Source organism: Thermoanaerobacterium sp. CMT5567-10, assembly GCF_030534315.2.
GTDB lineage: Bacteria > Bacillota > Thermoanaerobacteria > Thermoanaerobacterales > Thermoanaerobacteraceae > Thermoanaerobacterium.
The window spans coordinates 1282458-1307655 of record NZ_CP130558.2 but is presented as its reverse complement, the minus strand read 5'-3'; the positions used below and the strand labels follow the sequence as shown (position 1 = coordinate 1307655).

General features: G+C 35.1%; 22 protein-coding genes. 20 read left to right on the top strand and 2 right to left on the bottom strand.

Annotated elements, in window-relative coordinates:
* Position 1 precedes the first annotated feature (1 nt).
* The 3 genes from queD to Q2T46_RS06855 all read left to right on the top strand — a co-directional run bounded on the left by queD (position 2) and on the right by Q2T46_RS06855 (position 1426).
* Entirely contained in the window at positions 2 to 373 is a 372-nt protein-coding gene (queD, locus tag Q2T46_RS06865) for a 6-carboxytetrahydropterin synthase QueD (protein WP_303263674.1), read from the top strand.
* Between the two features lie 21 nt (positions 374 to 394).
* On the top strand, positions 395 to 1084 hold the full coding sequence (gene sfsA / locus Q2T46_RS06860) for a DNA/RNA nuclease SfsA (protein ID WP_303263676.1): 690 nt from the start codon (positions 395 to 397) through the stop codon (positions 1082 to 1084).
* A 126-nt stretch (positions 1085 to 1210) separates the two neighbouring features.
* Positions 1211 to 1426 carry a DUF896 domain-containing protein gene (locus Q2T46_RS06855; RefSeq protein ID WP_303263677.1) on the top strand — a complete coding sequence of 72 codons (216 nt, stop codon included), beginning with the start codon at positions 1211 to 1213 and terminating at the stop codon, positions 1424 to 1426.
* A gap of 22 nt (positions 1427 to 1448) precedes the next feature.
* Here the strand turns inward: Q2T46_RS06855 and Q2T46_RS06850 are convergent, their stop codons facing one another.
* Positions 1449 to 1634: a hypothetical protein gene (locus tag Q2T46_RS06850; protein ID WP_303263678.1), complete on the bottom strand. Its 186-nt coding sequence runs from the start codon at positions 1632 to 1634 to the stop codon at positions 1449 to 1451.
* A gap of 105 nt (positions 1635 to 1739) precedes the next feature.
* On the opposite strand from Q2T46_RS06850, the gene Q2T46_RS06845 reads away from it, so the two are divergent.
* From Q2T46_RS06845 to radA, 14 genes are all read left to right on the top strand, one after another.
* On the top strand, positions 1740 to 3134 hold the full coding sequence (locus Q2T46_RS06845; RefSeq protein WP_303263679.1) for an aspartate aminotransferase family protein: 1395 nt from the start codon (positions 1740 to 1742) through the stop codon (positions 3132 to 3134).
* A 22-nt stretch (positions 3135 to 3156) separates the two neighbouring features.
* Positions 3157 to 3639 carry a thioredoxin family protein gene (locus Q2T46_RS06840; protein WP_303263680.1) on the top strand — a complete coding sequence of 161 codons (483 nt, stop codon included), beginning with the start codon at positions 3157 to 3159 and terminating at the stop codon, positions 3637 to 3639.
* 205 nt (positions 3640 to 3844) lie between these two features.
* The gene (locus tag Q2T46_RS06835; protein WP_303263681.1) at positions 3845 to 7276 is read left to right on the top strand and encodes an adenosylcobalamin-dependent ribonucleoside-diphosphate reductase; all 3432 of its coding nucleotides are present in this window, start codon (positions 3845 to 3847) and stop codon (positions 7274 to 7276) included.
* A gap of 183 nt (positions 7277 to 7459) precedes the next feature.
* Positions 7460 to 9124 carry a sensor domain-containing diguanylate cyclase gene (locus tag Q2T46_RS06830; RefSeq protein WP_303263682.1) on the top strand — a complete coding sequence of 555 codons (1665 nt, stop codon included), beginning with the start codon at positions 7460 to 7462 and terminating at the stop codon, positions 9122 to 9124.
* Between the two features lie 71 nt (positions 9125 to 9195).
* A complete protein-coding gene (locus tag Q2T46_RS06825; RefSeq protein WP_303263683.1) occupies positions 9196 to 9357 on the top strand; it encodes a hypothetical protein in 162 nt (53 codons plus the stop codon).
* A gap of 296 nt (positions 9358 to 9653) precedes the next feature.
* Positions 9654 to 11381: a phosphoenolpyruvate--protein phosphotransferase gene (gene ptsP / locus Q2T46_RS06820; protein WP_303263685.1), complete on the top strand. Its 1728-nt coding sequence runs from the start codon at positions 9654 to 9656 to the stop codon at positions 11379 to 11381.
* 123 nt (positions 11382 to 11504) lie between these two features.
* The gene (fusA, locus tag Q2T46_RS06815; RefSeq protein WP_303263686.1) at positions 11505 to 13541 is read left to right on the top strand and encodes an elongation factor G; all 2037 of its coding nucleotides are present in this window, start codon (positions 11505 to 11507) and stop codon (positions 13539 to 13541) included.
* A 201-nt stretch (positions 13542 to 13742) separates the two neighbouring features.
* Entirely contained in the window at positions 13743 to 14960 is a 1218-nt protein-coding gene (locus Q2T46_RS06810) for an NADP-dependent malic enzyme (protein ID WP_399388387.1), read from the top strand.
* Positions 14961 to 15018: 58 nt separating this feature from the next.
* The gene (locus Q2T46_RS06805) at positions 15019 to 15225 is read left to right on the top strand and encodes a hypothetical protein (protein ID WP_209453783.1); all 207 of its coding nucleotides are present in this window, start codon (positions 15019 to 15021) and stop codon (positions 15223 to 15225) included.
* Positions 15226 to 15372: 147 nt separating this feature from the next.
* Positions 15373 to 15843 (top strand): CtsR family transcriptional regulator, encoded by a 471-nt coding sequence (locus Q2T46_RS06800; RefSeq protein ID WP_303263687.1) that lies wholly within the window; start codon positions 15373 to 15375, stop codon positions 15841 to 15843.
* 5 nt (positions 15844 to 15848) lie between these two features.
* The gene (locus Q2T46_RS06795; protein ID WP_303263688.1) at positions 15849 to 16376 is read left to right on the top strand and encodes a UvrB/UvrC motif-containing protein; all 528 of its coding nucleotides are present in this window, start codon (positions 15849 to 15851) and stop codon (positions 16374 to 16376) included.
* 9 nt (positions 16377 to 16385) lie between these two features.
* Positions 16386 to 17393: a protein arginine kinase gene (locus Q2T46_RS06790; protein WP_303265794.1), complete on the top strand. Its 1008-nt coding sequence runs from the start codon at positions 16386 to 16388 to the stop codon at positions 17391 to 17393.
* A 21-nt stretch (positions 17394 to 17414) separates the two neighbouring features.
* Complete coding sequence (locus Q2T46_RS06785) at positions 17415 to 19847, top strand: ATP-dependent Clp protease ATP-binding subunit (protein WP_303263689.1); 2433 nt, start codon at positions 17415 to 17417, stop codon at positions 19845 to 19847.
* Positions 19848 to 19944: 97 nt separating this feature from the next.
* Positions 19945 to 21291: a DNA repair protein RadA gene (gene radA, locus Q2T46_RS06780; protein ID WP_303263690.1), complete on the top strand. Its 1347-nt coding sequence runs from the start codon at positions 19945 to 19947 to the stop codon at positions 21289 to 21291.
* 24 nt (positions 21292 to 21315) lie between these two features.
* Here radA and Q2T46_RS06775 read toward each other — a convergent pair whose 3' ends face one another.
* On the bottom strand, positions 21316 to 21711 hold the full coding sequence (locus Q2T46_RS06775) for a DUF1573 domain-containing protein (RefSeq protein ID WP_132774247.1): 396 nt from the start codon (positions 21709 to 21711) through the stop codon (positions 21316 to 21318).
* A 258-nt stretch (positions 21712 to 21969) separates the two neighbouring features.
* Between Q2T46_RS06775 and Q2T46_RS06770 the strand changes: the two genes are divergently transcribed.
* The 3 genes from Q2T46_RS06770 (at position 21970) to Q2T46_RS06760 (ending at position 25194) form a co-directional block, all read left to right on the top strand.
* The gene (locus tag Q2T46_RS06770) at positions 21970 to 23073 is read left to right on the top strand and encodes a PIN/TRAM domain-containing protein (RefSeq protein ID WP_311062375.1); all 1104 of its coding nucleotides are present in this window, start codon (positions 21970 to 21972) and stop codon (positions 23071 to 23073) included.
* Positions 23074 to 23183: 110 nt separating this feature from the next.
* Positions 23184 to 23870, top strand: coding sequence for a 2-C-methyl-D-erythritol 4-phosphate cytidylyltransferase (ispD, locus tag Q2T46_RS06765; RefSeq protein ID WP_303263692.1), 687 nt, complete (start codon positions 23184 to 23186; stop codon positions 23868 to 23870).
* A 79-nt stretch (positions 23871 to 23949) separates the two neighbouring features.
* A complete protein-coding gene (locus tag Q2T46_RS06760) occupies positions 23950 to 25194 on the top strand; it encodes a triacylglycerol lipase (protein ID WP_303265796.1) in 1245 nt (414 codons plus the stop codon).
* Positions 25195 to 25198: the final 4 nt, after the last annotated feature.

Sequence of the window (25198 nt, the reverse complement as noted above, 5' to 3'; positions counted from 1 at the left end):
AGTGAAGGTAACAAAAGTATTTACTTTTGACAGTGCTCACAATTTGACAAAATACAATGGTAAATGCGAAAATTTACATGGTCATACGTATAAACTAGAAGTAACTGTAGAAGGCGTTGTTAATGACGAGGGGATACTTATTGATTTTGCTGAGTTAAAGTCAATTGTAGAAAATGAAGTGGTTAAAAAATTAGATCATACGTACTTAAATGATGTTTTAGGATTTAACACTACATGTGAGAATATTATTGTATGGATGTGGGAAAGACTGGAGACTCGTTTAAAGACAGAAAGATATCATCTTTACAAGATTAAGTTGTGGGAGACTCCTACAAATTTTGCAGAAGTGGATATTAAAGACTTTGAAAAATAATTTTGGAAGGTAGACTTTTTAATGGTTATAGAAAATCCGATTATTAAAGGTAAATTCGTAAAGAGGATAAACAGATTTTTGGCCTATGTTGAAATTGACGGAGAGGTAATCCTTACGCATGTGCCCAATACAGGCAGATGTAAAGAATTGTTTGTGCCGGGTGCAACTGTTGTGCTGGAAAAGCGAGAAGGCAAGGAACGGAAAACTCTATATGAGTTAGAGTTTGTGTATAAAGGTTCAAGGTTAATATCCATAGATTCACAAGTGCCTAATAAAGTTGTGCTGGATAATATTTTGAGAGGCAGATTAAAACAGTTTCACGGATACGATTTGATAGAAAAGGAAAAGACATATGAAAACAGCAAATTCGATATAAAGCTTTCAAAGAAAGATGAGGTTTTTTTCATAGAAGTGAAAGGCGTCACCCTTGAGGAAGATGGTGTTGTAATGTTTCCTGATGCACCTACCGAAAGAGGGGCAAAGCACATGCTGGAACTTAAAAAGGTAAAAGAAAGCGGCATGAGGGCGGCGGTCATTTTTCTTGTGCAGATGGACGACGTACTGTACTTTACGCCTAATGTAAAGACAGATAAAAAGTTTGCATCTGCATTAAAAGATGCTGTCGATGCAGGTGTTGAAGCATATGCATTCTGCTGCGATGTGAAAGAAAACTTTGTCGATATAAAGAGGGAAGTTGAGATTAGATTTTAAATAATTTATTTCCAAATTTTTACTTAATAAACTTAATAAAAAAGATATAGGCGGGTATTACTCGCCTTTTGTTTTTTTCAAAAAAGTCATATAATATAATTATTAATTAATGATTGAGGTGAATATATGATTACAAAAGAGATGATAGATAGAATAAATTTTTTGTACCATAAGTCGAAAAGTGAAGGACTGACAGATGAAGAAAAGTTAGAACAGTCTAAATTAAGGAGAGAATATATTAAGGAAATAAGAGAGAGGGTAAAACAGCAACTTGACAACATAGAATTTGTAGATGAAGATTCTTGCCATGATGATTGTTGTCATCATCACCAGCACAATTGAAAGAGGGAGAGATTTATCTCCCTCATGTGACTTTGTCGTGCATAGGTCTTTTTATATCTTTGCTTATGCCGTGATTGTGGGATCTGTACTGGGCTTTTTGCGATTTTGCTTCACGTTTAAAGTGCCTTGTTTCCCACTTGTAGATGTCAGCAGCGAATTCCACTCGGTTTCCTTTGACATTTGTCCAGTGGCTCTTTCTGATTGACATCAAAAACACCTCCAAATGATTTATTGGTGTTCAATTATATTTTTCATTAATAAATTAAATTTATACTGACAATAGTTAGTTTAAATTGAAGAAAGGATGTTTTTTATGAAAGAGGATCAAAAATACATAACGTGTGATGATGCGCTTAAACTAAACAGAAATCAAGTTAGGGAAAACTATAAAGAGTATGTTAATTCTAATTTTGTCTCAATGCTATCAATGCTGCAGTTTGATAAACTGTTTGTAAAGGCAAAAGGTGTCTCGGTATGGGACAGTGATGGCAATGAGTACTTAGATTTTCTCGGTGGCTACGGTGCATTAAACCTTGGACATAATCCTGATGAAATATATGAAGCGATAGAAAAGGTGAAAGATCTACCAAATATACTTCAAGCTGCTGTGAACGATTTTCCTGGTGCGTTGGCATATGATTTAGCGTTGGTTACCCCGGGTGATTTGAAAAGGAGTTTTTTCTGTAACAGCGGTGCTGAGGCAGTTGAAGGAGCTTTAAAACTTGCAAAAATTGCGTCGGGAAAGCATAAAATAGTGTACTGTAAAAATTCTTTCCATGGGAAGTCGGCAGGTGCGCTGTCTGTTACAGGGCGTGAAAAATATCAAAAGTATTTTAAACCGCTTGTTCCTGATACTGTGCAGGTGGAATACGGAGATGCTGATGCGCTGGAAGATGTCTTGAAAGGGAAGGATGTAGCGGCGTTTATAGTAGAACCTATACAAGGTGAAGGCGGCGTTATCGTGCCACATGATGGATATTTAAAAGAAGTTAGGGAGCTTACAACAAAGTATGATGCATATCTCATATTTGATGAAGTTCAGACAGGATTTGGAAGGACCGGCAAGATGTTTGCTTGCGAACATGAAAATGTGGTGCCTGATATCATGTGCTTGGCAAAATCGCTGGGAGGCGGTGTGATGCCGATTGGCGCCTATATTGCCAAAGATGATGTATGGAAGAAAGGCTATGGCACGATGGACAGATGTCTTTTACACACGTCAACATTTGGCGGCAATACTTTGGCATGTGCGGCCGGCATAACTGCCATAAAACTTATTTTAGATAAAAATCTTCCAGAGGCGGCAAAAGAAAAAGGCGAATATTTCTTAAGCAGATTAAAAGAGTTGAAGGAAAAGCATAAGCTCATCAAGGATGTGAGAGGAAAGGGCCTCATGATAGGCGTTGAATTTAACCAGCCAGAAGGCGGAATAATTGATAAATTATCTGGCGGTGTTGTATCAAAATTATCAAATGAGTACTTAGGTTCATTAGTTGCTGGAGAACTTCAAAATAAACATCGCATAATAACAGCATACACACTTAACAACCCAAATGTAATAAGGTTTGAACCACCGCTTATTGTGACTAAAGAGCAGATTGATAGAGTTGTAGATGCTTTGGATGAGATAATGACAAGAAGCGGTAGTTTGCTAGGAATGACCATATCCAGTGCAAAAACGGTTATAGGTTCACTTTTCAATAGATAAATTGTGGGAAAGGTGATGTATTATGGATCTAAAGCAGCTATTTTACAATGGTGTAAGTTTTAGTGAGTTTGTTAAAAGCGAGAATAATGAGATTACAGAGAGATTGAAAAGCAGGTACGATAATATAGCCTTTGATGGAACTGCAGTTAATTTTAAAAGCAAAGTTCGTTATGTATTGGCTTTTGCGGAGAATTGGTGTCCAGACTGTCAAGTAAGCGTGCCTATCATGGCAAAACTATGTGATGTAGCAAAGATTGATTTTAAGATATTGAAAAGAGAAGGCTATGAGGAAGAAATGGAACCATTTTATGAGGATGGAAAAGCAAAGATACCAACGTTTGTTTTTCTGGACGATTCTTTCAAAGTTGTAGGTACATGGATAGAAAGGCCTAAAGTTATAAAAGAACTTGTGGCAAAAGGTGACAATAGTTATAGAAGAGGCTATATCAATGGAGAATATGATAAAGACATTGTAAATGAACTTATGGAAATGATGTCCCGGTAATTCCGGGAATTTTTTATGACATATTAAATTAAATTTTCGTATGACGATATAAAGATTTGGAAATCTAAGATATGAAGAAAAATCATGACAAATTGACAGAAAAACTAAATGACAGCGGATTTGTCTGAATACACAATAAGATGTATAATTAACCTTATCGGTATACAAAATATTGTAGTTAAATACATATAAGGAGAGGTTTACGATGAATTTGACTGAAAACTCTAAGAAGGTTCTTGAGAGAAGATACCTTGCTAAAGACGAGAATGGACGTGTTGTTGAGACTGTTGAGGAACTTTTTGAAAGAGTTGCTAAGTCTATTTCTGAGATTGACAAAAAATACGATAGCAACGCAAACATTGAAGAGCTTAAAAATAAATTTTATGATATGATGACAAATCTAGATTTTTTGCCTAATTCTCCTACACTTATGAACGCAGGAAGGCCATTAGGACAGCTTTCAGCGTGTTTCGTGCTTCCTGTTGGGGATTCTATGGAAGAGATATTTGATGCTGTAAAATATGCTGCTATCATTCATAAGAGCGGTGGTGGCACTGGATTCAGCTTTTCGAGGCTGAGGCCAAAGGGAGCTACTGTCAAGTCTACAGGCGGTGTCGCATCTGGTCCTGTAAGCTTTATGAAGGTGTTTAATTCTGCGACGGAAGCTGTGAAACAGGGTGGTACACGCCGTGGTGCCAATATGGGCATATTAAGGATAGACCATCCTGATATTCTTGAGTTTATTCAATGTAAGCAGGACAACAATGAAATAACCAATTTTAATATAAGCGTCGGAATAACAGAGGATTTTATGAAAGCAGTTGAAAAGGGCGATGACTACGAACTGGTAGATCCTCATACAAAAAAAGTTGTAAGTAAGCTTAATGCGAGAGAAGTATTTAAGCTTATCGTTGAAATGGCTTGGAAAAATGGTGAGCCGGGAATCGTTTTTTTAGACCGTATAAACGAAAAAAATCCGACACCGGCAATAGGTGAAATTGAGTCAACTAACCCATGTGTCACAGGGGATACTTGGGTAATGACTACAGAAGGGCCAAAGCAAGTAAATGATTTAATTGGTAAGCCTTTTGAAGCTGTTATAAATGGCAGGTTCTATAGAACTACAAATGAAGGTTTCTTTAAAACGGGTCATAAACATATTGTTTTAGTTGAGACGATTGAAGGTTACTCTATAAGATTAACAGATGATCACAAAATATTAAAAGCTGTAGATAGTAGCTTAAATGAAATGAAAACTGAATGGGTTTCTGCGATAGAACTAAAACCTGGAGATAAAATTATTCTTAATAATAACAGAAATTTAATTGGGTGGTCAGGGGAGCTTGACGAAGGAGATGGATATCTATTAGGACTACTAGTCGGTGATGGTGTTCTTAAAAGAGATACTGCAATACTTTCCGTTTGGAAAGAAGGAAAAGCTGTAGGAGATGTGAATAATTGTGGCGTTGATAATGTTATGCAATATGCTTTGGATTGCACAATGAGACTGCCGCATCGCAGAGATTTTGCAGGGTGGATGGAAATAAAAGGGCGAAATGAATACAGGCTAAAATTAGCATCATTAAGAGACTTGGCGCTTAAAATGGGAATGCACAATGGATTTAAAACAGTAACTCCTGAATTAGAAAAAATGTCGTCGGATGCTTACATAGGTTTTATTAAGGGACTTTTTGATTGTGATGCTTCTGTGCAAGGTAGCCCAGAAAAAGGTGCAAGTATACGACTTGCGCAGAGCGATTTAGATCTTTTAAAAGCGGTGCAAAGAATGTTGTTGCGTTTAGGCATTGTAAGTAAGATATATGTTAACAGGAGAAAAGCTTCTATGAAACTAATGCCTGATGGAAAAGGAGGCCTAAAAGAATATAAAATAAAGCCACAACATGAGTTATGTATTAGCGGCGATAATATAGAGATTTATGCAAAACGGATAGGTTTCCAAGATCTTAAAAAAATGCATAGATTAATAACTCTTTTATCATCATATAAAAAGGGTTCTCATCAAGAACGGTTTGTAGCAAGAGTTTTAGATGTTAAAGAAAGCGGATTTGAAGATGTTTATGATGTACAGGTACCTAGGATTAATTCATTTGATGCTAATGGTATAATTATCCATAATTGTGGCGAACAACCACTTTTACCATATGAATCCTGTAACTTGGGCTCTATAAATTTGAAGAATATGTTAAAATTGGTGGATGGCAAGTACGAAGTAGATTATGAAAAATTAAGGGATACCGTACACAACGCTGTACATTTTCTTGACAATGTCATTGATGCAAATAAATATCCACTGCCACAGATAGACGAGATGACTAAGGGTACTAGAAAAATAGGCTTAGGAGTGATGGGCTTTGCTGATATGCTTCTTATGCTAAATATACCGTACAATTCAGAAGAAGCTGTAGAATTTGCCGATAAATTAATGAAATTCATCGATGAAGAGTCTAAAAAGGCATCAATGGAACTTGCAAAAAAGAGAGGCGTTTTTAAGTACTACGATAAAAGCATATACAAGGATAAAAACATTAAGCTCAGGAATGCGACAACTACAACGATAGCACCTACAGGTACAATATCTATAATTGCAGGGACGTCCAGTGGAATTGAGCCTTTATTTGCCATAGCTATGACAAGAAATGTAATGGACAATACTCAACTGGTGGAAGTAAACCCTATCTTTAAAGAGGTTGCTTTAAAAAGAGGCTTTTACTCAGACGAATTGATGAAAAAGATAGCAGAACAAGGAACCTTAAAGGGAATTGATAGCATTCCTGATGATGTAAAAAAAGTATTTGTGACTGCTCATGATATCGACCCTGTTTGGCATATAAGGATGCAAGCAGCTTTTCAAAAGCATGTTGATAATGCGGTATCAAAAACAGTTAATTTTAGACATGATGCAACAGTTGATGATGTAAGAGAAGTCTATGAGCTTGCATATAGATTAGGGCTTAAAGGTGTCACTATTTATCGTGATGGAAGCCGTGATTCTCAGGTGTTGAATTTGGGTATAAAGAAAGATAAAAAAGAAGACGTGAAAGAAGATATAAAAGGTAATGCAGAAGAGAATCAAATCGTGCCAAGGCCTAGGCCGCCTGTCACAAAAGGCATCACTGAAAAGGTGAGAATTGGCTGTGGAAATCTGTATATAACTGTGAATTACGATGACAAAGGAATATGTGAAGTGTTTACTAATTTAGGACGAGCTGGTGGTTGTCCGTCACAATCAGAGGCTACAAGTAGATTGATATCTATTGCGTTAAGATCTGGACTAGATGCCAAGTCGATTGTTGAGCAATTAAAAGGTATAAGATGCCATTCTACTTTAAGGCAGATGGCAAATAATAAAGAAATCAAAGTTCTTTCGTGTCCGGATGCTATAGCAAAAGTCATTGAAAAAGTGATGAAATTAAAAGTCGAAGAAGAAGAAGAAAATTTTGCCCCAATTGATGTACCCATAAACAGTAGCAATTATAAAAATGATGATGCAATTTCTCAAGCGGCATATACCTATGATACGCAGCAAGAACACTTTTGCCCTGAATGTGGCAACGAAATAGAACATGAAGGTGGATGTGTTGTCTGCAAAAATTGTGGTTATTCAAAATGCGGTTAAATAAAGATAACCAAAAAATCTCCCGATTTTGGGAGATTTTTTTTCTTCATCTCAAAAAACGACATATTATGAATGATAGGTATGATATAATTTCATTTGTGTATAAAATTTTGTTTATTAACAATGAAGGATTTTTTTAATTTATGTCGAATAACACATTAATTAAATCAAGAGGGGTTAAAAATGTTGAAAAAAAAGGAAGTAATATTTGATTCACTTTTAATTGCGGTGGGTTTTTCACTGTTGATATTTTCCTGCATAAGATATGGTTTAAGAATAGATATAAAATTATTTTCTCTATTGCTAATTGTCATGATTATTCTTGATAATTTAGGAATCAATTATACAGATATTAAACTATCTATAAGCCCTGTGATTACTATATCTTCTTTCTTGATATACGGTACAGAATCATCTACGCTTTTAGCTGTTTTGTCGATTATGATCGAAACAATATTTTTCAGGAAAAAAATCAAAAATGGATTTCTAAACGGGGCTATGTTTTCGATAACTTATATAGCTGCTGGACATGCTTATGAGTTTTTGGGTGGGGAATTTGGGCGATTTTCTTTCAATCAATTAAAATATATAATAATATATGTTCTAGCTAGCTTTGTCATAAATTATTTTATATTGTATTATGCATTGAAGTTTCAAGGGAAAGTGTTATTTAAAAAGTATTGGGCTGAAAGTTCTATATTAGAGCTGGTTTCTTATTTTGTAATGATTCCTTTTGCTATATTTTTCGCAAATGTGTATTTAAAATATGGGACATATATATTTATTTATCATGTGATACCTTTGATTTTATTAGCTTATTTTATCAAAGCTTTTAGAGATCTTTATAAAGCAAATCAAAAGCTTAATGCTCTTTATGAGATGGTTAAGATTATCAATTCAAAATTAGATCTAGGTAAGACTTTGGAAGCAATTGTCTATGAAACAGAAAAAGTTGTGACTGTTTCAGGTATTGCCATCTATTTAAAGGATGAAAATGGATTTTTAGTAAAAGAGAAGATTAAATGTTCTGATGAAGCAAAAAATGCTTTTAAAGATGTATATACGTATAATGAAGGGCTTATTGGAAGGGTTGTATATGAAGGAAAACCAGCAATAATAGATAATTTAAAACGTGATAAGCATTATTTTGACAGCAATATTTCTGAACATTATGATTCTGCAATTGTAGTTCCTATTAAAAATGCAGATAAAATAATAGGCTGTATTTCGGCTTTTCAAAATGAAATTAATGCATTTGACGTAGATTCTCTCAAAATAATGGAAGCACTGGCAGAGCAATCTTCGATAGCTATAATGAATGCAATGAGGTATTTTGAAATAAGTAAAAAATCGATTACTGATCCTTTGACTAAAACTTACAATAGGAGGTTTTTCGATCAGGTATTGCATGACAGCGTAACAAAATCGGCTGCTGATAAGACTCCAGTCAGTCTTATAATGTTAGATGTAGATAAATTTAAGAATATAAATGATACATATGGCCATGTGATTGGCGATGCTGTATTGCGGGAGATAGCATCCAGGATAAAAAGATGTGTAAGGAGTAATGACATTGTTGCAAGGTATGGCGGTGAAGAATTTTCTGTGATATTGCCGAATCTTACAGCAGAACAAGCCTGCGTCATAGCAGAAAGAATTAGATATGAGGTGTCATCGAAACCAATAAAGACTGATGTAGGCGATATCACTATAACAGTGAGTGCCGGGGTTGCTGACTATCCTAATAAAGCGGAGTCGGCTGAAAAGCTTATAAGTCATGCTGATAGGGCCCTTTACGCTGGCTGCAAAACAAAAGGTAGAGACAGAGTTGCAGTATATGAAATATAAATAAAAATCTTCATAATATCTTCATTTTGAGTGGGGACAATGATAAATGATAAGTTGAGGAGGAATTCAAAGTGGAGATATTAAAATTTATATTTAGTAGGGAATATAGAGCAAAGGTTGTAAATGCATTTACGGAAGAAGTTATTTCACTGTGCTACGAAGCAGAAAAATCTATTTTTGAATTATATAGTCACAATGAAGAAAATATTGATGATATGGAAAAAGATTCATAATAAATGCCGGTGAAAGCCGGCATTTATACATTATATGATGGATTTATAGTATAATAGAATTAAGTAAGATGAATAAATTTAATTTTTATGATATTATAAATTGTAAAGGTGGGATGAAATTGATAGATTTATAACAATATTTGTTAAGTGGCACTATTTTTTTAATAATCAACTATTTGCTGTAGGCGGGCAATAATTGATATTAGCGCATTTAATGGCTATAATATTAAAAACGCTTAAATTTACGTTGTTATTATGCTATAATATCTATTAAAGTCTAATGAGGAGGAAAAAACATGTTAAAAGGTGTTGCGGCATCACCGGGTATTGCAATAGGCAAGGTTTTTTTGTACACAAAGAAGTTTGCCGAAATCAATACTCAAAATATCGATGAATCTATGGTAAAAGATGAAATCGCAAAATTTGAAAATGCACTAAAATTAACAAAGGAACAAATAGAGAAAATAAAAGAGAAGACAGAAAGGGAGTTTGGCAAAGATAAAGCTGAGATTTTTGAGGCACATCTTATGCTGGCAAATGACCCAGAGCTTTATGACTCTGTAATAAGGATGATTAAAAATGAATATGTGACAGCTGATAATGCGGTAAACCATGTAATAGAACAGCACGCTTCTATGATGGAATCTTTAGATGACAAGTACCTAAAAGAGCGAGCTGTTGATTTAAGAGATGTAGGAAGCAGGATAATAAATAATCTTCTGGGTATAGTAAATGTGAATTTATCGGAGCTGGATGAAGATGTGATAATAATTGCTAAAGATTTGACGCCATCAGATACAGCCACTATGAAAAAAGATAAAGTATTGGGGTTTGCTACGGATGTTGGCGGCAGGACATCACATACAGCAATTATGGCTCGTTCTTTAGAGATACCAGCAGTAGTTGGCACTGGAAATATCACACAGAATGTAGTTGGCGGTGAGACTGCTATTGTGGATGGAAGCGAAGGCATAGTGATAATAAATCCAAGCGACGATATTCTTAAAGAATATGAAGATAAATTAAATAAATACAAAATTAGAATTGAAAAGTTAAAAGAACTTAAAGATCTGCCTGCCGTGACGACAGATGGAAAACAATCTATGCTAGTTGCAAATATCGGTACACCTAAAGATGTAGATGGCGCTTTGAAAAATGGAGCGGAAGGTATAGGCTTATTTAGAACTGAATTTTTGTACATGAACAGAAATGATTTTCCAAGTGAAGAAGAACAGTTTGAAGCGTATAAATATGTAGCTGAGAAGATGAATGGAAAACCTGTTACAATAAGGACACTAGACATCGGCGGCGATAAAAAATTACCTTATCTAAATATGCCTGATGAAATGAATCCGTTTTTAGGCTATAGAGCAATAAGGCTTTGCCTTGATGAAAAAGAGATGTTTAAAACACAGCTTAGGGCGCTTCTTAGAGCTAGTGCCTATGGAAACATCTTGATAATGTATCCTATGATTTCTTCTGTTGTTGAAGTCAGAAAAGCAAATGCGATTTTGAATGAAGTAAAAGAAGAACTGGATGCAAAAGGCATAAAATACGATAAAAATATAAAAGTTGGCATAATGGTGGAGATACCGTCTGCAGCCGTAACCGCTGATATATTAGCGAAAGAGGTAGACTTCTTCAGCATAGGGACAAACGATTTGTGCCAGTATACGCTAGCAGTTGATAGAATGAATGAAAGAATAAAGGATTACTATAAGCCGTTTAATCCTGCAATTCTCAGACTTATTAAAAATGTAATAGATGCATCCCACAAAGAAGGAATATTTACTGCTATGTGCGGTGAAATGGCTGGTGATCCCTTTACAACAGTTATTCTTTTGGGACTGGGTCTTGATGAATTTTCAATGAGTGCAAGCTCTATACCAAATATAAAGAACATAATACGAAATGTATCTTACGAGAAAGCAAAAGAGTTTACAGAAATGGTTTTGAACATGTCGACACCTGACGAAATTGAAGATGCGTCAAGAAAAATTTTATACGATATAATTGGTGAATGATTGAAAACCTCTGGTAATATAATAATATACCAGAGGTTTTTTAAAAAAATTTTTAAATATAAAAAGGAAATTTTAAATGTATATAGAATTATAATATTAAAGCAATAAGATAGGGGGATATATATGAAAGATTATAAAACGCAACAAATAAGAAATGTTGGATTGGTTTCGCACGGTGGAGCTGGAAAGACGACGCTGACAGAAGCATTACTGTACAATGCAAAAGCCATAGATAGGATTGGGCGCGTAGAAGACGGAACAACAGTATCTGATTATGATCCTGAGGAAATTTCGAGACAATTTTCAATATCTACTTCTGTAATTCCGGTTGAATGGAAAGATTACAAGTTAAATGTTCTTGACACACCAGGATATTTTGATTTTTTTGGCGAAGTCATAAGCGGTTTAAAAGCTGCCGATAGTGCTGTATTAGTTGTTTGTGCCGCCTCAGGAGTCGAAGTCGGCACTGAAAAATCGTTTCACATATTAGAAGAGGAAAATCTTCCAACAGTAATATTTATAAATAAGATGGATAGAGAAAATGCTGATTATTATAAGACATTAAACCAGTTAAGAGATAAATTTGGAAACAAAGTTGTACCGATGACGCTTCCAATAGGAAGTGAACACAGTTTCACCGGTTATGTAGACCTTATCGCAAATAAAGCATACGTTTACAATCAAAAAGGAATTGAAGAAGCTGATGTGCCTAAAGATATGGAAAAAAATGCACAAAAATTCAGGGAGGAACTTATAGAGGATATTGCTGAGAATGATGAGGCATTGATGGAAAAGTTTTTTGCAGGAGAAGAACTTTCAAAGGATGAACTTCTTCATGGATTAAAAGAAGGAGTAAAAATCAGGGATATTTTCCCGGTTATCTGTGGTTCAAGCTTAAAAAATATAGGTATTGATGTATTATTAAATATAATGACAGATGTTTTACCATCACCTGATGAGGTCAATAAATTTGGCGTTGTATCTGATGTATATAAGCCGTATTCAGCATTTGTATTTAAGACGATAGCAGATCCATTTGTTGGCAAGTTGTCAATCTTCAGAGTGCTATCTGGCTCTATTACATCTGATTCAACTGTATTTAACGGTACAAAGAAAGCAAATGAAAAAATTGGTCAGCTTTATATACTGAGAGGGAAGAAACAGATGCCTGTTTCAAAGCTTGTTGCTGGCGATATTGGAGCATGTGCAAAATTACAATTTACCATGACAGGTGATACCCTATGCGATCCGGCAAATCAGGTAGAGTTTGGACCGATTTCATTTCCTGAACCAACTCTAGCATTGGCAATCGAGCCAAAAGCGAAAGGTGATGAAGATAAGATTAGTAATGGACTGCAGAGGCTTCAGGAAGAAGATCAGACATTTAAAGTCGAGAAGAATGTGGAAACAGGACAGGTTATAGTTTATGGCATGGGTGAGCAGCATATAGAGGTATTATCTAAAAAATTGCAAAGCAAATTTGGCGTAGAATGCGTTCTTACAGAGCCCATAATACCTTATAGGGAAACAATCAAAGGCAAATCGAAGGTGGAAGGCAAACACAAAAAGCAAACTGGCGGGCATGGACAGTATGGTCATGTTTGGATAGAATTTGAACCCTACAAAGAAGGAGAATTTAAATTTGAAGATAAAATATTCGGTGGCGCTGTTCCAAAGCAGTATATTCCTGCAGTTGAAAAAGGGCTTAGAGAATGCATAAAAGAAGGTGTACTCGCTAGGTATCCCGTTGTAAATATAAAGGCTACTCTTTTGGATGGCTCTTATCATCCTGTAGATTCATCTGAAATGGCGTTTAAGGTGGCTGCATCCATAGCGTTTAAAAAAGGAATGGAGGAGGCAAAGCCAGTCTTGTTGGAGCCCATAATGCATGTGGAAGTAACAGTTCCTGAGGAGTATATGGGAGATGTCATTGGAGATTTAAATAAAAGAAGAGGCCGCATACTGGGGATGGAGTCTAAAGGAGAGATGGAAGTAGTAACAGCGGAGGTGCCTCAGGCTGAAATGGCTAAGTACGCTACCGATTTGAGGTCCTTAACGCAGGCAAGAGGAGAATTTAAGATGTCTTTTGCTCGTTATGAGGAGGCTCCATCTATGGTTGCTGAAAAAGTAATAGAAGCAAGAAAAAAAGTTCAGATGTAAATGTATAGGGCTTAAGGTTATGTAGCTTTAAGCCCTATTTCTAACATTTTATAGGATTGAAATGAAAATGCATAAAAAACAAGACATTTTTTGAAGTATTAACAGTATATTTTATTTATTTACTAGCCTAAAGTGATAGATATTAGGATGATTATGATATATAATATTCTTAACATACTGTATACTTTAAGGAGGGTAATAATGGATTTAAGAGAAGAAGCGCTGAAATTGCATAAAGATAACCGAGGGAAGATTAGCATTTTAAGCAAGGTTGAAGTAAAAGATTCAAAAGATTTGTCGCTGGCGTATACGCCTGGTGTTGCCGAGCCGTGTAAAGAGATACATAAAAACCCTGACATGATATATGACTACACAAACAAAGGGAACTTTGTAGCAGTTGTTACAGACGGTTCTGCTGTATTAGGATTGGGCGATATAGGTGCAATGGCAGGAATGCCTGTCATGGAAGGAAAAGCTGTCTTATTCAAAGAATTTGGCGGAATTGATGCATTTCCAATATGCATTGGGACAAAAGATGTGGATAAAATCGTTGAAACGGTTATAAACATATCGCCAACTTTTGGTGGAATAAATCTTGAGGATATATCGGCACCTAGGTGCTTTGAAATTGAGGAAAGGTTAAAAAAAGCTCTTAAGATACCTGTATTCCATGATGACCAGCATGGTACGGCTGTAGTCGTGTTTGCTGGATTAATCAATGCCCTAAAGATTGTAAATAAAAATCTTAAAAGTATAAAAGTGGTGATAAATGGTGCTGGTGCGGCAGGGATAGCTATTGCGAAATTGCTTATAAGTGCTGGGGTTGGTGATGTCATTTTATGTGATAGAAAAGGTATCATACACGCAGGAAGACAAGACACGGACTCATCAAAAATATCAATAGCTAAGGTTACCAATAAATATAAATTAAAAGGCACGTTAAGAGAAGCTCTTATTGGTGCTGATGTATTTATAGGTGTATCAGCTCCTAACGTTGTGACAAAGGATATGGTAAAATCAATGAGTGATGATGCAATTGTATTTGCGCTGGCAAATCCAGTACCTGAGATATATCCAGATGAGGCAAAAGAAGGAGGCGCAAGGGTAATTGGAACAGGAAGGTCTGATTTTCCTAACCAGATAAATAATGTTCTGGCTTTTCCCGGTATATTCAGAGGTGCATTGGAAGTAAGGGCGACAGAAATCAATGAGGAAATGAAGATTCAGGCCGCATATGCTATTGCAAGCTTGGTTTCTGATGAAGAATTAAGGGAAGATTATATAATACCAAAGGCATTTGACAAAAGAGTGGCTAAGACGGTAGCTGCAAATGTTGCCAAGGCGGCGATGGATACTAAAGTCGCTAATTTAAATATAGATTTAGTTGAATTAGAGAAAAAATTAAATAAAATTTTATAGTATGAATTAGCCTCCTTTGCTAAAAATATAGTAGAAATTTAAATAAAGGAGGCTTTTTATGTCTTTAAATAGCAGGTTCTCAGAAATATACAACAGTAATTATGAATTTTTCGATGTATATGCTAATATTGACAAAATACTCAGCACATATTCAAAGTCAAAGATGACAGAAAAAAGCGATGAATATATAGATATTTATAATGATTTTTACTGCTATTATAATTCAGGTATAGATGAAAATAAAAGCAGTGACGAGAAAAAATAAACAAATAAAAGTTAATATAAATTAAACGGCATTTAATTAAGATAATTATGGTAAAATAGCTTAAAATTGTTGTTGACGTATCATAAAAAAGGAATAAAATAGTAAGTGAAAGTCAAAGAAAGTCAAAGTAAGAAAAGTGGTGATGGGATGGCTAGGTTAAGTGATTTGATTGAAGATTTCATAAAAAGCTTGATTGAAGAAACAGAAGAAGAATATGTAGAAATCAAAAGAAATGAACTTGCTAATATTTTTAATTGTGCCCCATCACAGATTAACTACGTACTTGAAACAAGATTCAATCTGTCAAACGGATATATTATCGAAAGCAGACGTGGTGGTGGTGGCTATATAAAAATAATAAAAAGACCCGTTTCGAAGGATTGGATGTCAAAACTTATTTCAGATATAGGAGATAATATAACAGAAAACAAAAGCAGACTTTATATTGATACTTTATTAGAACATAATTTAATAACTGAAAGGGAAGCAGCACTGATGAAATCCGTATTAAACGAAAAGATTTTGCCTGTATCACAATATGAAAAACCGATATTGAGGGCAATACTTTTAAAAGTCATGCTAGCAGAACTTTCAAATAATTTAGCGAAAGGGGAGTGATTAAAATGTTGTGCGACAAATGCAAAGAAAGACCAGCTACAGTTCATTATACACAAATAATTAATGGTGTAAAGACGGAGATGAATCTATGTGAACAATGTGCCCAGGAAGAAGGTTTATTAAACAGCGAAACTTTCTCTCCATTTGTAAATTTTGCACCATTTTCTGTGCAGGACTTGCTGGCTGGACTTATGAATTTTCTGCCTAATACCGGAAATACTTATGTAGAAGAGCAATTGAAGTGCAATAATTGTGGCATGACATATGATAGATTTAAAGAAACAGGAAGGCTTGGATGCAGCAGATGTTATGATTCATTTGCAGATGAATTAAATCCACTTATAAGGCGAATTCACGGAAGTATTGGACACAGAGGGAAGATTCCAAGAAAAACTGGTGGTGTTTTAAGGGCAAAGAGGGAAATAGAGGAGTTGAAAGCAAAGCTTGAAAAAGCAGTAAAAGAGGAAGCCTTTGAAGAAGCTGCAAAATTGAGAGATAAGATCAGAGAGCTTGAGAAAAAATATGGAAGGTAGGTGATGCTGATGTTCGACCATGACAATGATGTGGTGATATCCAGCAGAATCAGACTTGCTAGGAATTTAAGCGATATTCCTTTTCCCTCTGTTATGACAGAGAGTGAAGCAGATAAAGTGAAGGAATCGGTTAAGAAAGCCATATTTGATAGCAAAACAATCCTTTCAACACAGTTTTCTGAATACGACATGAAAAAAATAACTCCTTTAGAGCGACAATCTCTTGTCGAAAGACATTTGATAAGTCCCGATCTTGCTCAGAATACAAAAAATGGCAGTGCCCTTATTAAAAATGATGGTGCTGTCAGTATACTGATAAACGAGGAAGACCATTTAAGGATACAGACGATTTTTAACGGCCTTAATTTGAAAGAAGCTTGGGATCTGGCTGATAAGATAGATGATTTGATAGAAGAAAATATAAGTTACGCTTTTAATGAAAAATTAGGTTATCTCACAGCATGTCCTACGAATGTTGGAACTGGCATAAGAGCATCTGTAATGGTGCACTTACCAGCTCTTACAATAACAGGCCAAATAGGAAATATACTTAACTCTGTGTCGAAAATCGGCATAGCTGTAAGAGGAATGTACGGAGAAGGTACTCAGTCATTAGGCGATATTTATCAGATATCTAATCAGGTTACTTTAGGACAAAGTGAAATTGAGATAATCGAAAATTTAGAAGGGATTGTAAAACAGATTATAAGCAATGAAAGAAAAGCTAGAGAAGATCTGTATAAGAGGAGAAAAGTACAAATTGAAGATAGGATAGGGAGAGCATATGGACTTCTGACAAATGCAAAAGTCATGTCGACACAGGAATTTATGAGGCTTATTTCAGATGTAAGGTTAGGTGCTGTTTTAGACATCATAAATATAGACATTCAAAAAATAGATGAAATAACAACACATATTCAGCCGGGAAATTTACAAAAAATAATAGGGAAGCAGTTGGAACCATATGAGAGAGATGTAAAGAGAGCTGAATATGTAGCAAAATTAATCAGAAGTTAATATAACAGGAGGTGCATTTTAATGGCAATGTTTGGAAGATTTTCAGAGAAGGCACAGAAAGTGCTTTATCAGGCACAGGAGGAAGCACGTTCACTATATCACAATTACGTAGGAACAGAGCACATTCTTTTAGGCCTTATAAAAGAAGAAGATGGAATAGCATCAAGAGTTCTTAAAAATCTCGGCGTAACGTATGATGATATAAGAGCAAAAGTAGAGACTTTGATTGGAATGGGGAATGTACCGGGAGATGTTGTAGGATATACACCTAGAGCAAAGAGGGTTTTAGAGCTTAGCTTTGCTGAGGCTAGAAGGTTTAATACAAATTACATTGGTACAGAGCACATTTTATTAGGGTTAATAAGAGAAGGCGAAGGTGTAGCAGTAAGGATATTGATGGAGTTAGGTGTGGATTTTAACAGAGTTAGAGAAGAGATAGTAAAGATGGTCAGTGAAGAACCTTCTGGTGCCGCAAATAAGGCACAAAGGGCTAAAAATACTAATACACCTAACTTAAACCAGTTTGGAAGGGATTTGACGGAATTAGCAAGAGAAGGAAAGCTAGATCCTGTCATTGGGCGTGAAAAGGAGATAGAACGAGTTATACAGATATTAAGTAGAAGAACTAAAAACAATCCATGCCTTATTGGTGAGCCAGGTGTAGGTAAAACTGCAGTTGCTGAAGGATTGGCGGAAGCAATTGAAAGCGGTACAATACCAGAAATACTTAAAGGTAAACGTGTTGTAACTTTAGATATGGCTTCAATGGTTGCAGGCACAAAATACAGAGGAGAATTTGAGGATAGGCTAAAAAATGTCTTAAATGAAGTCATAAAAACAGGAAATGTCATACTGTTTATAGATGAGTTACACACGATAATAGGAGCTGGTGCTGCTGAAGGTGCGATAGACGCATCCAATATTTTAAAGCCAGCCCTTGCAAGAGGAGAAATACAAGTAATAGGCGCGACGACTATAGACGAGTATCGGAAATACATTGAAAAAGACCCAGCCCTTGAAAGAAGATTTCAACCTATAATGGTTGAAGAGCCGTCTGTAGAAGAAACGATTGAAATATTAAAAGGACTTAGAGATAAATATGAGGCGCACCATAGAGTAAAAATTACAGATGAAGCTATTGAGGCTGCTGCAAAACTTTCCCACAGGTATATAACAGATAGATATCTGCCTGACAAGGCTATAGATCTTATAGATGAAGCTGCATCAAGAGTAAGATTAAAAACAGTTACAGCTCCACCAGAGATAAAAGAGTTAGAAGACAAATTAAATATGTTAAATAAGGATAAAGAAGAAGCTATAAGGACGCAAGAGTACGAAAAGGCTGCTAAAATAAGGGATGAAGAGCAAAAGATAAAAGAACAGTTGGAGAATTTAAAATCAAAGTGGCAGCAGAATTCATTGGTAAAAGATAAAAGCGTCGGTGCTGAAGAGATTTCTCAGATTGTATCGCTGTGGACCGGAATTCCAACTCAAAAACTTGCACAAGAAGAATCTGAAAGACTGCTGCATTTAGAGGAGATCTTACACAAACGTGTAATAGGACAGGATGAAGCGGTTGACGCTGTGGCAAGAGCAATAAGAAGGGCAAGAGTTGGATTAAAAGATCCTAGAAGACCTATCGGATCATTCATATTCTTGGGACCAACTGGTGTTGGCAAGACTGAGCTTAGCAAAGCATTAGCCGAAGCCATGTTTGGCGACGAATCAGCGATAGTCAGAATAGATATGTCAGAATATATGGAAAAATTCTCTGTATCAAGACTTATTGGCTCACCTCCTGGATATGTAGGATACGAAGAGGGTGGAGAACTTACAGAGAAAATAAGAAGAAAACCATATTCTGTAATTCTATTTGATGAGATTGAAAAGGCGCATCCTGATGTCTTCAATATACTTCTGCAGATTTTAGACGATGGAAGGCTTACGGATTCAAAAGGCAGGACAGTGGACTTTAAGAATACGCTTATAATAATGACTTCTAACGTCGGTGCACAGCTTATAAAGAAGCAAACTACTTTAGGATTTATGCCTGAAGGGGAAGAGGATAAGGCATCATACGAAAAGATGAAAGAAAACATCTTAGACGAACTCAAAAAGTCATTTAGGCCTGAGTTTTTAAACAGAATAGATGATATTATCGTATTCCGTCAACTGACACAGGATGACATAAGAAAAATTACTGATTTGATGATAGCTGATTTAAACAAGAGACTGAAGGATAATAATATTAGCCTTGAATTTACAGATGATGCTAAAGAAGAACTTCTAAAAGAAGGCTATGATGTAACGTATGGTGCAAGACCTTTAAGAAGGGCTATACAAAAAGTTGTCGAAAGTGAGCTTTCAGAATTGATGTTGAAAGGTGAAGTAAAATCCGGTGATAAAATTTTAGTGAAGCTGAAAGACGGAAAATTTGATTTTACTAAAGTGTAAATTGATTTTGGGGATGCCCTCGTCAGCGAGGGTGTCCTATTTTTATTGTTTTCTATGTTATAATAAATATAGATTAAATTGGAAAGTCGGTGGCAAAGTGAAGAAGGAAAAGACTAAGTTTGTATGTCAGCAATGTGGATTTGAAAGTGCAAAATGGATGGGCAGATGCCCTAACTGCGATGAATGGAATTCGTTTGTAGAAGAGGTTGAAAAAGAAGATGATAAAAAGTCGCAGCAGGGGTTATTAACATCAAAAGTGGAGCTTTTGAAAGATGTAGAAGCAAAAGATGAAGACCGCATAAAGACAGGTATTGGCGAATTTGACAGGGTGCTGGGTGGCGGTATAGTGCAGGGTTCATTAGTCTTAATAGGTGGTGAACCTGGGATTGGTAAGTCCACAATGCTTTTACAGGTTTCGGATATTATGTCTAACTTCACAAAAGTTCTTTATGTGTCTGGTGAGGAATCATCAAGGCAGATAAAGCTAAGAGCTGACAGAATTATAGGAGGAAAACAGGATATATATTTTTTGGCTGAGACAAACATAAATAATGTTGAAAAGCATATAGAGAAAATATCACCAGGTTTTATGATAATTGATTCTATACAAACTATGTATGCGGAAGAAAGCACAACTATACCAGGAAGCGTATCACAGGTAAGGCAAGTTACTCAGCATCTTATGAGGCTTGCAAAGCAAAATGGAATAACTACATTTATAATCGGACATGTTACAAAAGAAGGTTCAATAGCAGGTCCAAGGGTATTAGAGCATATGGTAGATACTGTATTGTACTTTGAAGGTGATAGAACACAATCATTTAGAATATTGAGAGCATATAAGAATAGATTTGGCTCTACAAATGAAATAGGTGTATTCGAAATGGTGTCTCAAGGCCTTAAAGAAGTAAAAAACCCATCTGAGGTGCTTCTTTCTAACAGAGATTTAAATGCGCCAGGTTTAGCTGTGATAAGCTCAATGGAAGGCACAAGGCCGATTCTTTTAGAAGTTCAATCGCTTATATGCCACACCAATTTCGGATTGCCCAGAAGGATGTCTACAGGAATAGATTACAACAAGTTTGTTCTTCTTTTGGCTGTTGTAGAAAAAAAGTGTGGAATAAATCTTTCACAATCAGATGTATATTTAAATATTGCAGGAGGATTAAAGGTTCAGGAACCTGCAGCAGATTTAGGAATCGTATCAGCAGTAATGTCAGGCTATTTAAATGTGCCAATATCTAACGATGTCTGCTTTTCCGGTGAAGTAGGTTTAACAGGTGAGGTTAGAGCAGTAAGCAATTTAGAAAGAAGAATCAGTGAAGCCAAAAAGATGGGTTTCAAAACAATATTCGTTCCATACATGAAAATGGAGAAAACTGAAGGGATAAATGTAATAAGAATTAAAAACATTATTGAATTAATGGACATCTTTAAAAATTAAAAAAGTGGGTTTTACCCACTGAAATCACAGCATATTAAAAACGCCTAGCGTATTTAACTCTTTATCTTTTTTAAGCAGAATATCGTAGAAATTCAAACCGAGTGTGTTACAAAGCGCGATTATATAGAATATGTTGTTACCGATTTCTGTTTCTAAGACTTCTCTACAGTTATCACACAGTTCTCCATCAATATGTGTTTTAATGTACTTATGTGCATCTTCGATAGTTGCATCTCCAGGTATTTCTTGCTTTTGAGCATTGATTTTTAAACATCCGCACTCTGTCACTGATTTTGCCACTGCCCTGTTGACTCTGCTGCTGCTTTCTTGAATCTTTGTTAAAATATCGAGAATGCTCTTGTGACGAATTAGGAACTCTTCTACTGTGTTTTGTAGATCATCAACTATTATATCCTTCATGGTTATGCCCACTCCCGTTTTTTTTAAAATCTTAGATTAATTATATACTTGTAAATGTTGTGTTGTCAATATTTACGCGAAATAACATTTATAACATGATGAAATTTTTTGTAAATTGACAATGTTTATCTATAAGTAGTATACTTTTATTGAAGAAGCACTATACATGTAAAATTTGTTATATATTTTTTATAAAATTTCCCCATTGACTTATATTTAATGACATATTTGACAATAATAGAAATGGAGGTGAATATATTGCTTTATAAAATAGTAAGAGGGATTATTTCGTTAGTAGGCTTGGGACTTGGATTTGAAGCGGTTTATTTGTCTGTGGCAGTTTTAAACCTGCAAAAATTGATGAATTTAACATTAACAAGTATTACATCAGTTATCATATACGCAGTTGGTGCATTGATAGGTGGAATCATATTTTTCATTCTTTCTCCTAAACTTATTAAATGGGGAAAAGATTTTGAAACATGGCTTGAAATGGCACTTCAGAAATCACCTATATACGATATTTTAATAGGAGCTTTTGGGTTAATCGTTGGCTTAATTTTGGCAAATCTCATAAGTGCCCCAATTTATCAGATACCGATTGTTGGTAAAGTCATTCCTATAATTATTAGCGTGTTTTTTGGCTATCTTGGAATAAGCATATCATTGAAGAAAAAGGATGAATTTATGAATTTATTTACGATGGTAAAAAAGATGGGTCAGCAAAAATCGCAAAAGGTAGAAATAAATGAGATTCCTAAAATTCTTGATACAAGTGTTATAATTGATGGTAGAATATTTGATATTTGTAAGACAGGATTTGTAGAAGGGCCACTTATAATTCCCAATTTTGTTCTTGAGGAATTAAGGCACATAGCAGATTCATCTGATTCTTTAAAGAGAAACAGAGGAAGGAGAGGGCTTGATGTCTTAAACAAAATACAAAAAGAACTTGATTTGAAGGTCCAGATTATAGATAAAGATGTTGATGCATCTGAAGTGGATACCAAGCTTTTGAGGCTTGCCAAGATGATGAATGGAAAAGTTATAACAAATGACTATAACCTAAATAAAGTGGCTGAGTTTCAAGGTGTGCCAGTGCTTAATATAAATGAGCTGTCAAATGCCGTTAAACCTGTGGTACTGCCAGGAGAAGAGATGGTTGTACAGGTAATAAAAGATGGAAAAGAGTCAGGGCAAGGGATAGCATACCTTGACGACGGCACAATGATAGTGGTTGATGGAGGTAAAAAGCACATAGGTGATACTTTAGATGTATTGGTTACGAGTGTGTTGCAGACTGCTGCTGGGAGAATGATATTTGCAAAACCAAAGCAATCAGATCAGGAAAAAGCTATGTAGTTTAATTGGGCATTTTCTATATTAGAGAATGCCTTTTTTATTTTGTTAATAGCGGAAAAGCACCGATTGTGATATAATTTTACCAGTATATTTTATTTAGAGGGTGCATTATGTTTATTAGTGCGATAATAGTTGCTGCTGGTAAAGGCAAAAGAATGGGTTCAAAATTAAATAAAGTTTTTTTAAATTTGAATGGAAAACCGGTTCTCTATTATGCTATAAAGGCTTTTGAAAATGCTGATGAAATTGATGAGATTGTTTTAGTTGTGTCTGAATCGGATTTGGGATTTTGCAAAAATGAAATAGTTGATAAATATAAATTTAAAAAAGTTAAGAATATAGTTGTTGGAGGGTCTGAGAGACAAGAATCTGTCTTCATGGGGCTAAAATCGGTAGATAATCGATGCAATATAGTGTTGATACATGATGGTGCAAGGCCCTTTATTGATAGGGTGACATTGCAAAAAGGCATAAAAGAAGCTAAAAGTCATTGTGCTGTAGGCATTGCAGTTCCTGTAAAAGACACAATTAAAGTTGTTGATAATGATAAATTTGTCATTGATACGCCTGACAGAAACCGCCTTATGGCAATCCAGACACCTCAGATTTTTGACTATAAACTTATATACAAAGCACATTTAAAGGCAATAGAAGATGGATTTTTAGGTACTGATGATACCGTCCTTGTTGAAAGGCTTGGATACAAAGTCAAGCTTGTGGAAGGGAGTTACAGGAATATCAAGATAACTACACCAGAAGATCTAATAATATCAGAGGCTTTCTTGAAGACCATATAATGTATCAATAACATTATGCTTTAAAACTCATATAATTATTATAGGAGTATTGTAGTTGAGATTATATGAGGTGATTATAATGAGAAGGCCTCTTGTGTTTGTTCACGGAATTTTTGGTTCAATATACGTTCCCACACTTGTTGGGAAAGCATGGGGATTTGGACCTGCAGGTTATATATATGATTCGTTTATTGATAACCTTAAAACGTTGGGATACACAGAAGGGAAAAACCTATTTATATGTTATTATGAGTGGTGGAAAGATATACCTGAATGTGTAAATACGCTTATGTCTAAGATTAATGAGGCAAAAATAAAAAACAACTGTGGTAAGGTTGATGTTGTATGCCACAGCATGGGTGGTTTATTATTGCGAAGCTATGTTCAAGGAGATTTTTACAGAGGTGATGTAAATAAAATCATATTTTTGTCAACGCCTCATTATGGTGCTGCTAATGCATATTATGCATGGGAAGGTGGAGCAGTTCCACCTGATAATGACGAAGATTTTTTAAATATACTTTTAAGAGGTTTTATATGGGCAATAGGTAAAATAAAAGGTGAAAAAGACGAGCTTATGATAATTAGAAAATACATTCCATCCATAAAATGCCTCTTACCAACTCATGAGTATGGAAACTATGTTTTTAAATATCCAATTAAAAACAATAAAATATTATTTAAAAATATACTTTATATGAAGGAGCAGAATGATTTTTTAAATAAATTAAATTATTCTATTGACAAATTGTATGAAAGAGCGAATGAGATATATGTATTTTCAGGTAATGGAATATACACAAATAAATTTATTCAAGTGACAGAAAGCGATGACGATATTGTATGGCCGGATGGGCGGGCTGTAGGCGTTGTAAGAGATGACAAAGGAGATGGAACTGTATTAATTAAAAGTGCTTTGGGTGTAAATGGAAACCAGCATGTTCTGGATGCAGGACATGGAGGCATGTTAAATGCGTCAATACCGGATCTTAAAGAAATATTTGGCGTAGAAGAGGCACCTAAAGTTAGCCTGCTTGAAAAAATAACATCTTTTGTAAACATTTTGACTGATAGCAAAGTGATTGTATTGGACAGAGGTCAGAAGTTAAAAAAATATAACATTTTTGGAAAGGTGAATTGGTATATGTCTTTTAACGAAGAAGGAGAATATCATTTTTCATCGCCAGACTTTTCAATAAGGTCAATAATGATTCACACAAATAAAGGATTTACTGTTAAAACACTTAAGCCTTCTGGCAGGTATAGAAATAGTAGAATAGATCTTTTTGTTGATAAAAATGGCAATTTTGATATTAAAAGATAAAGGA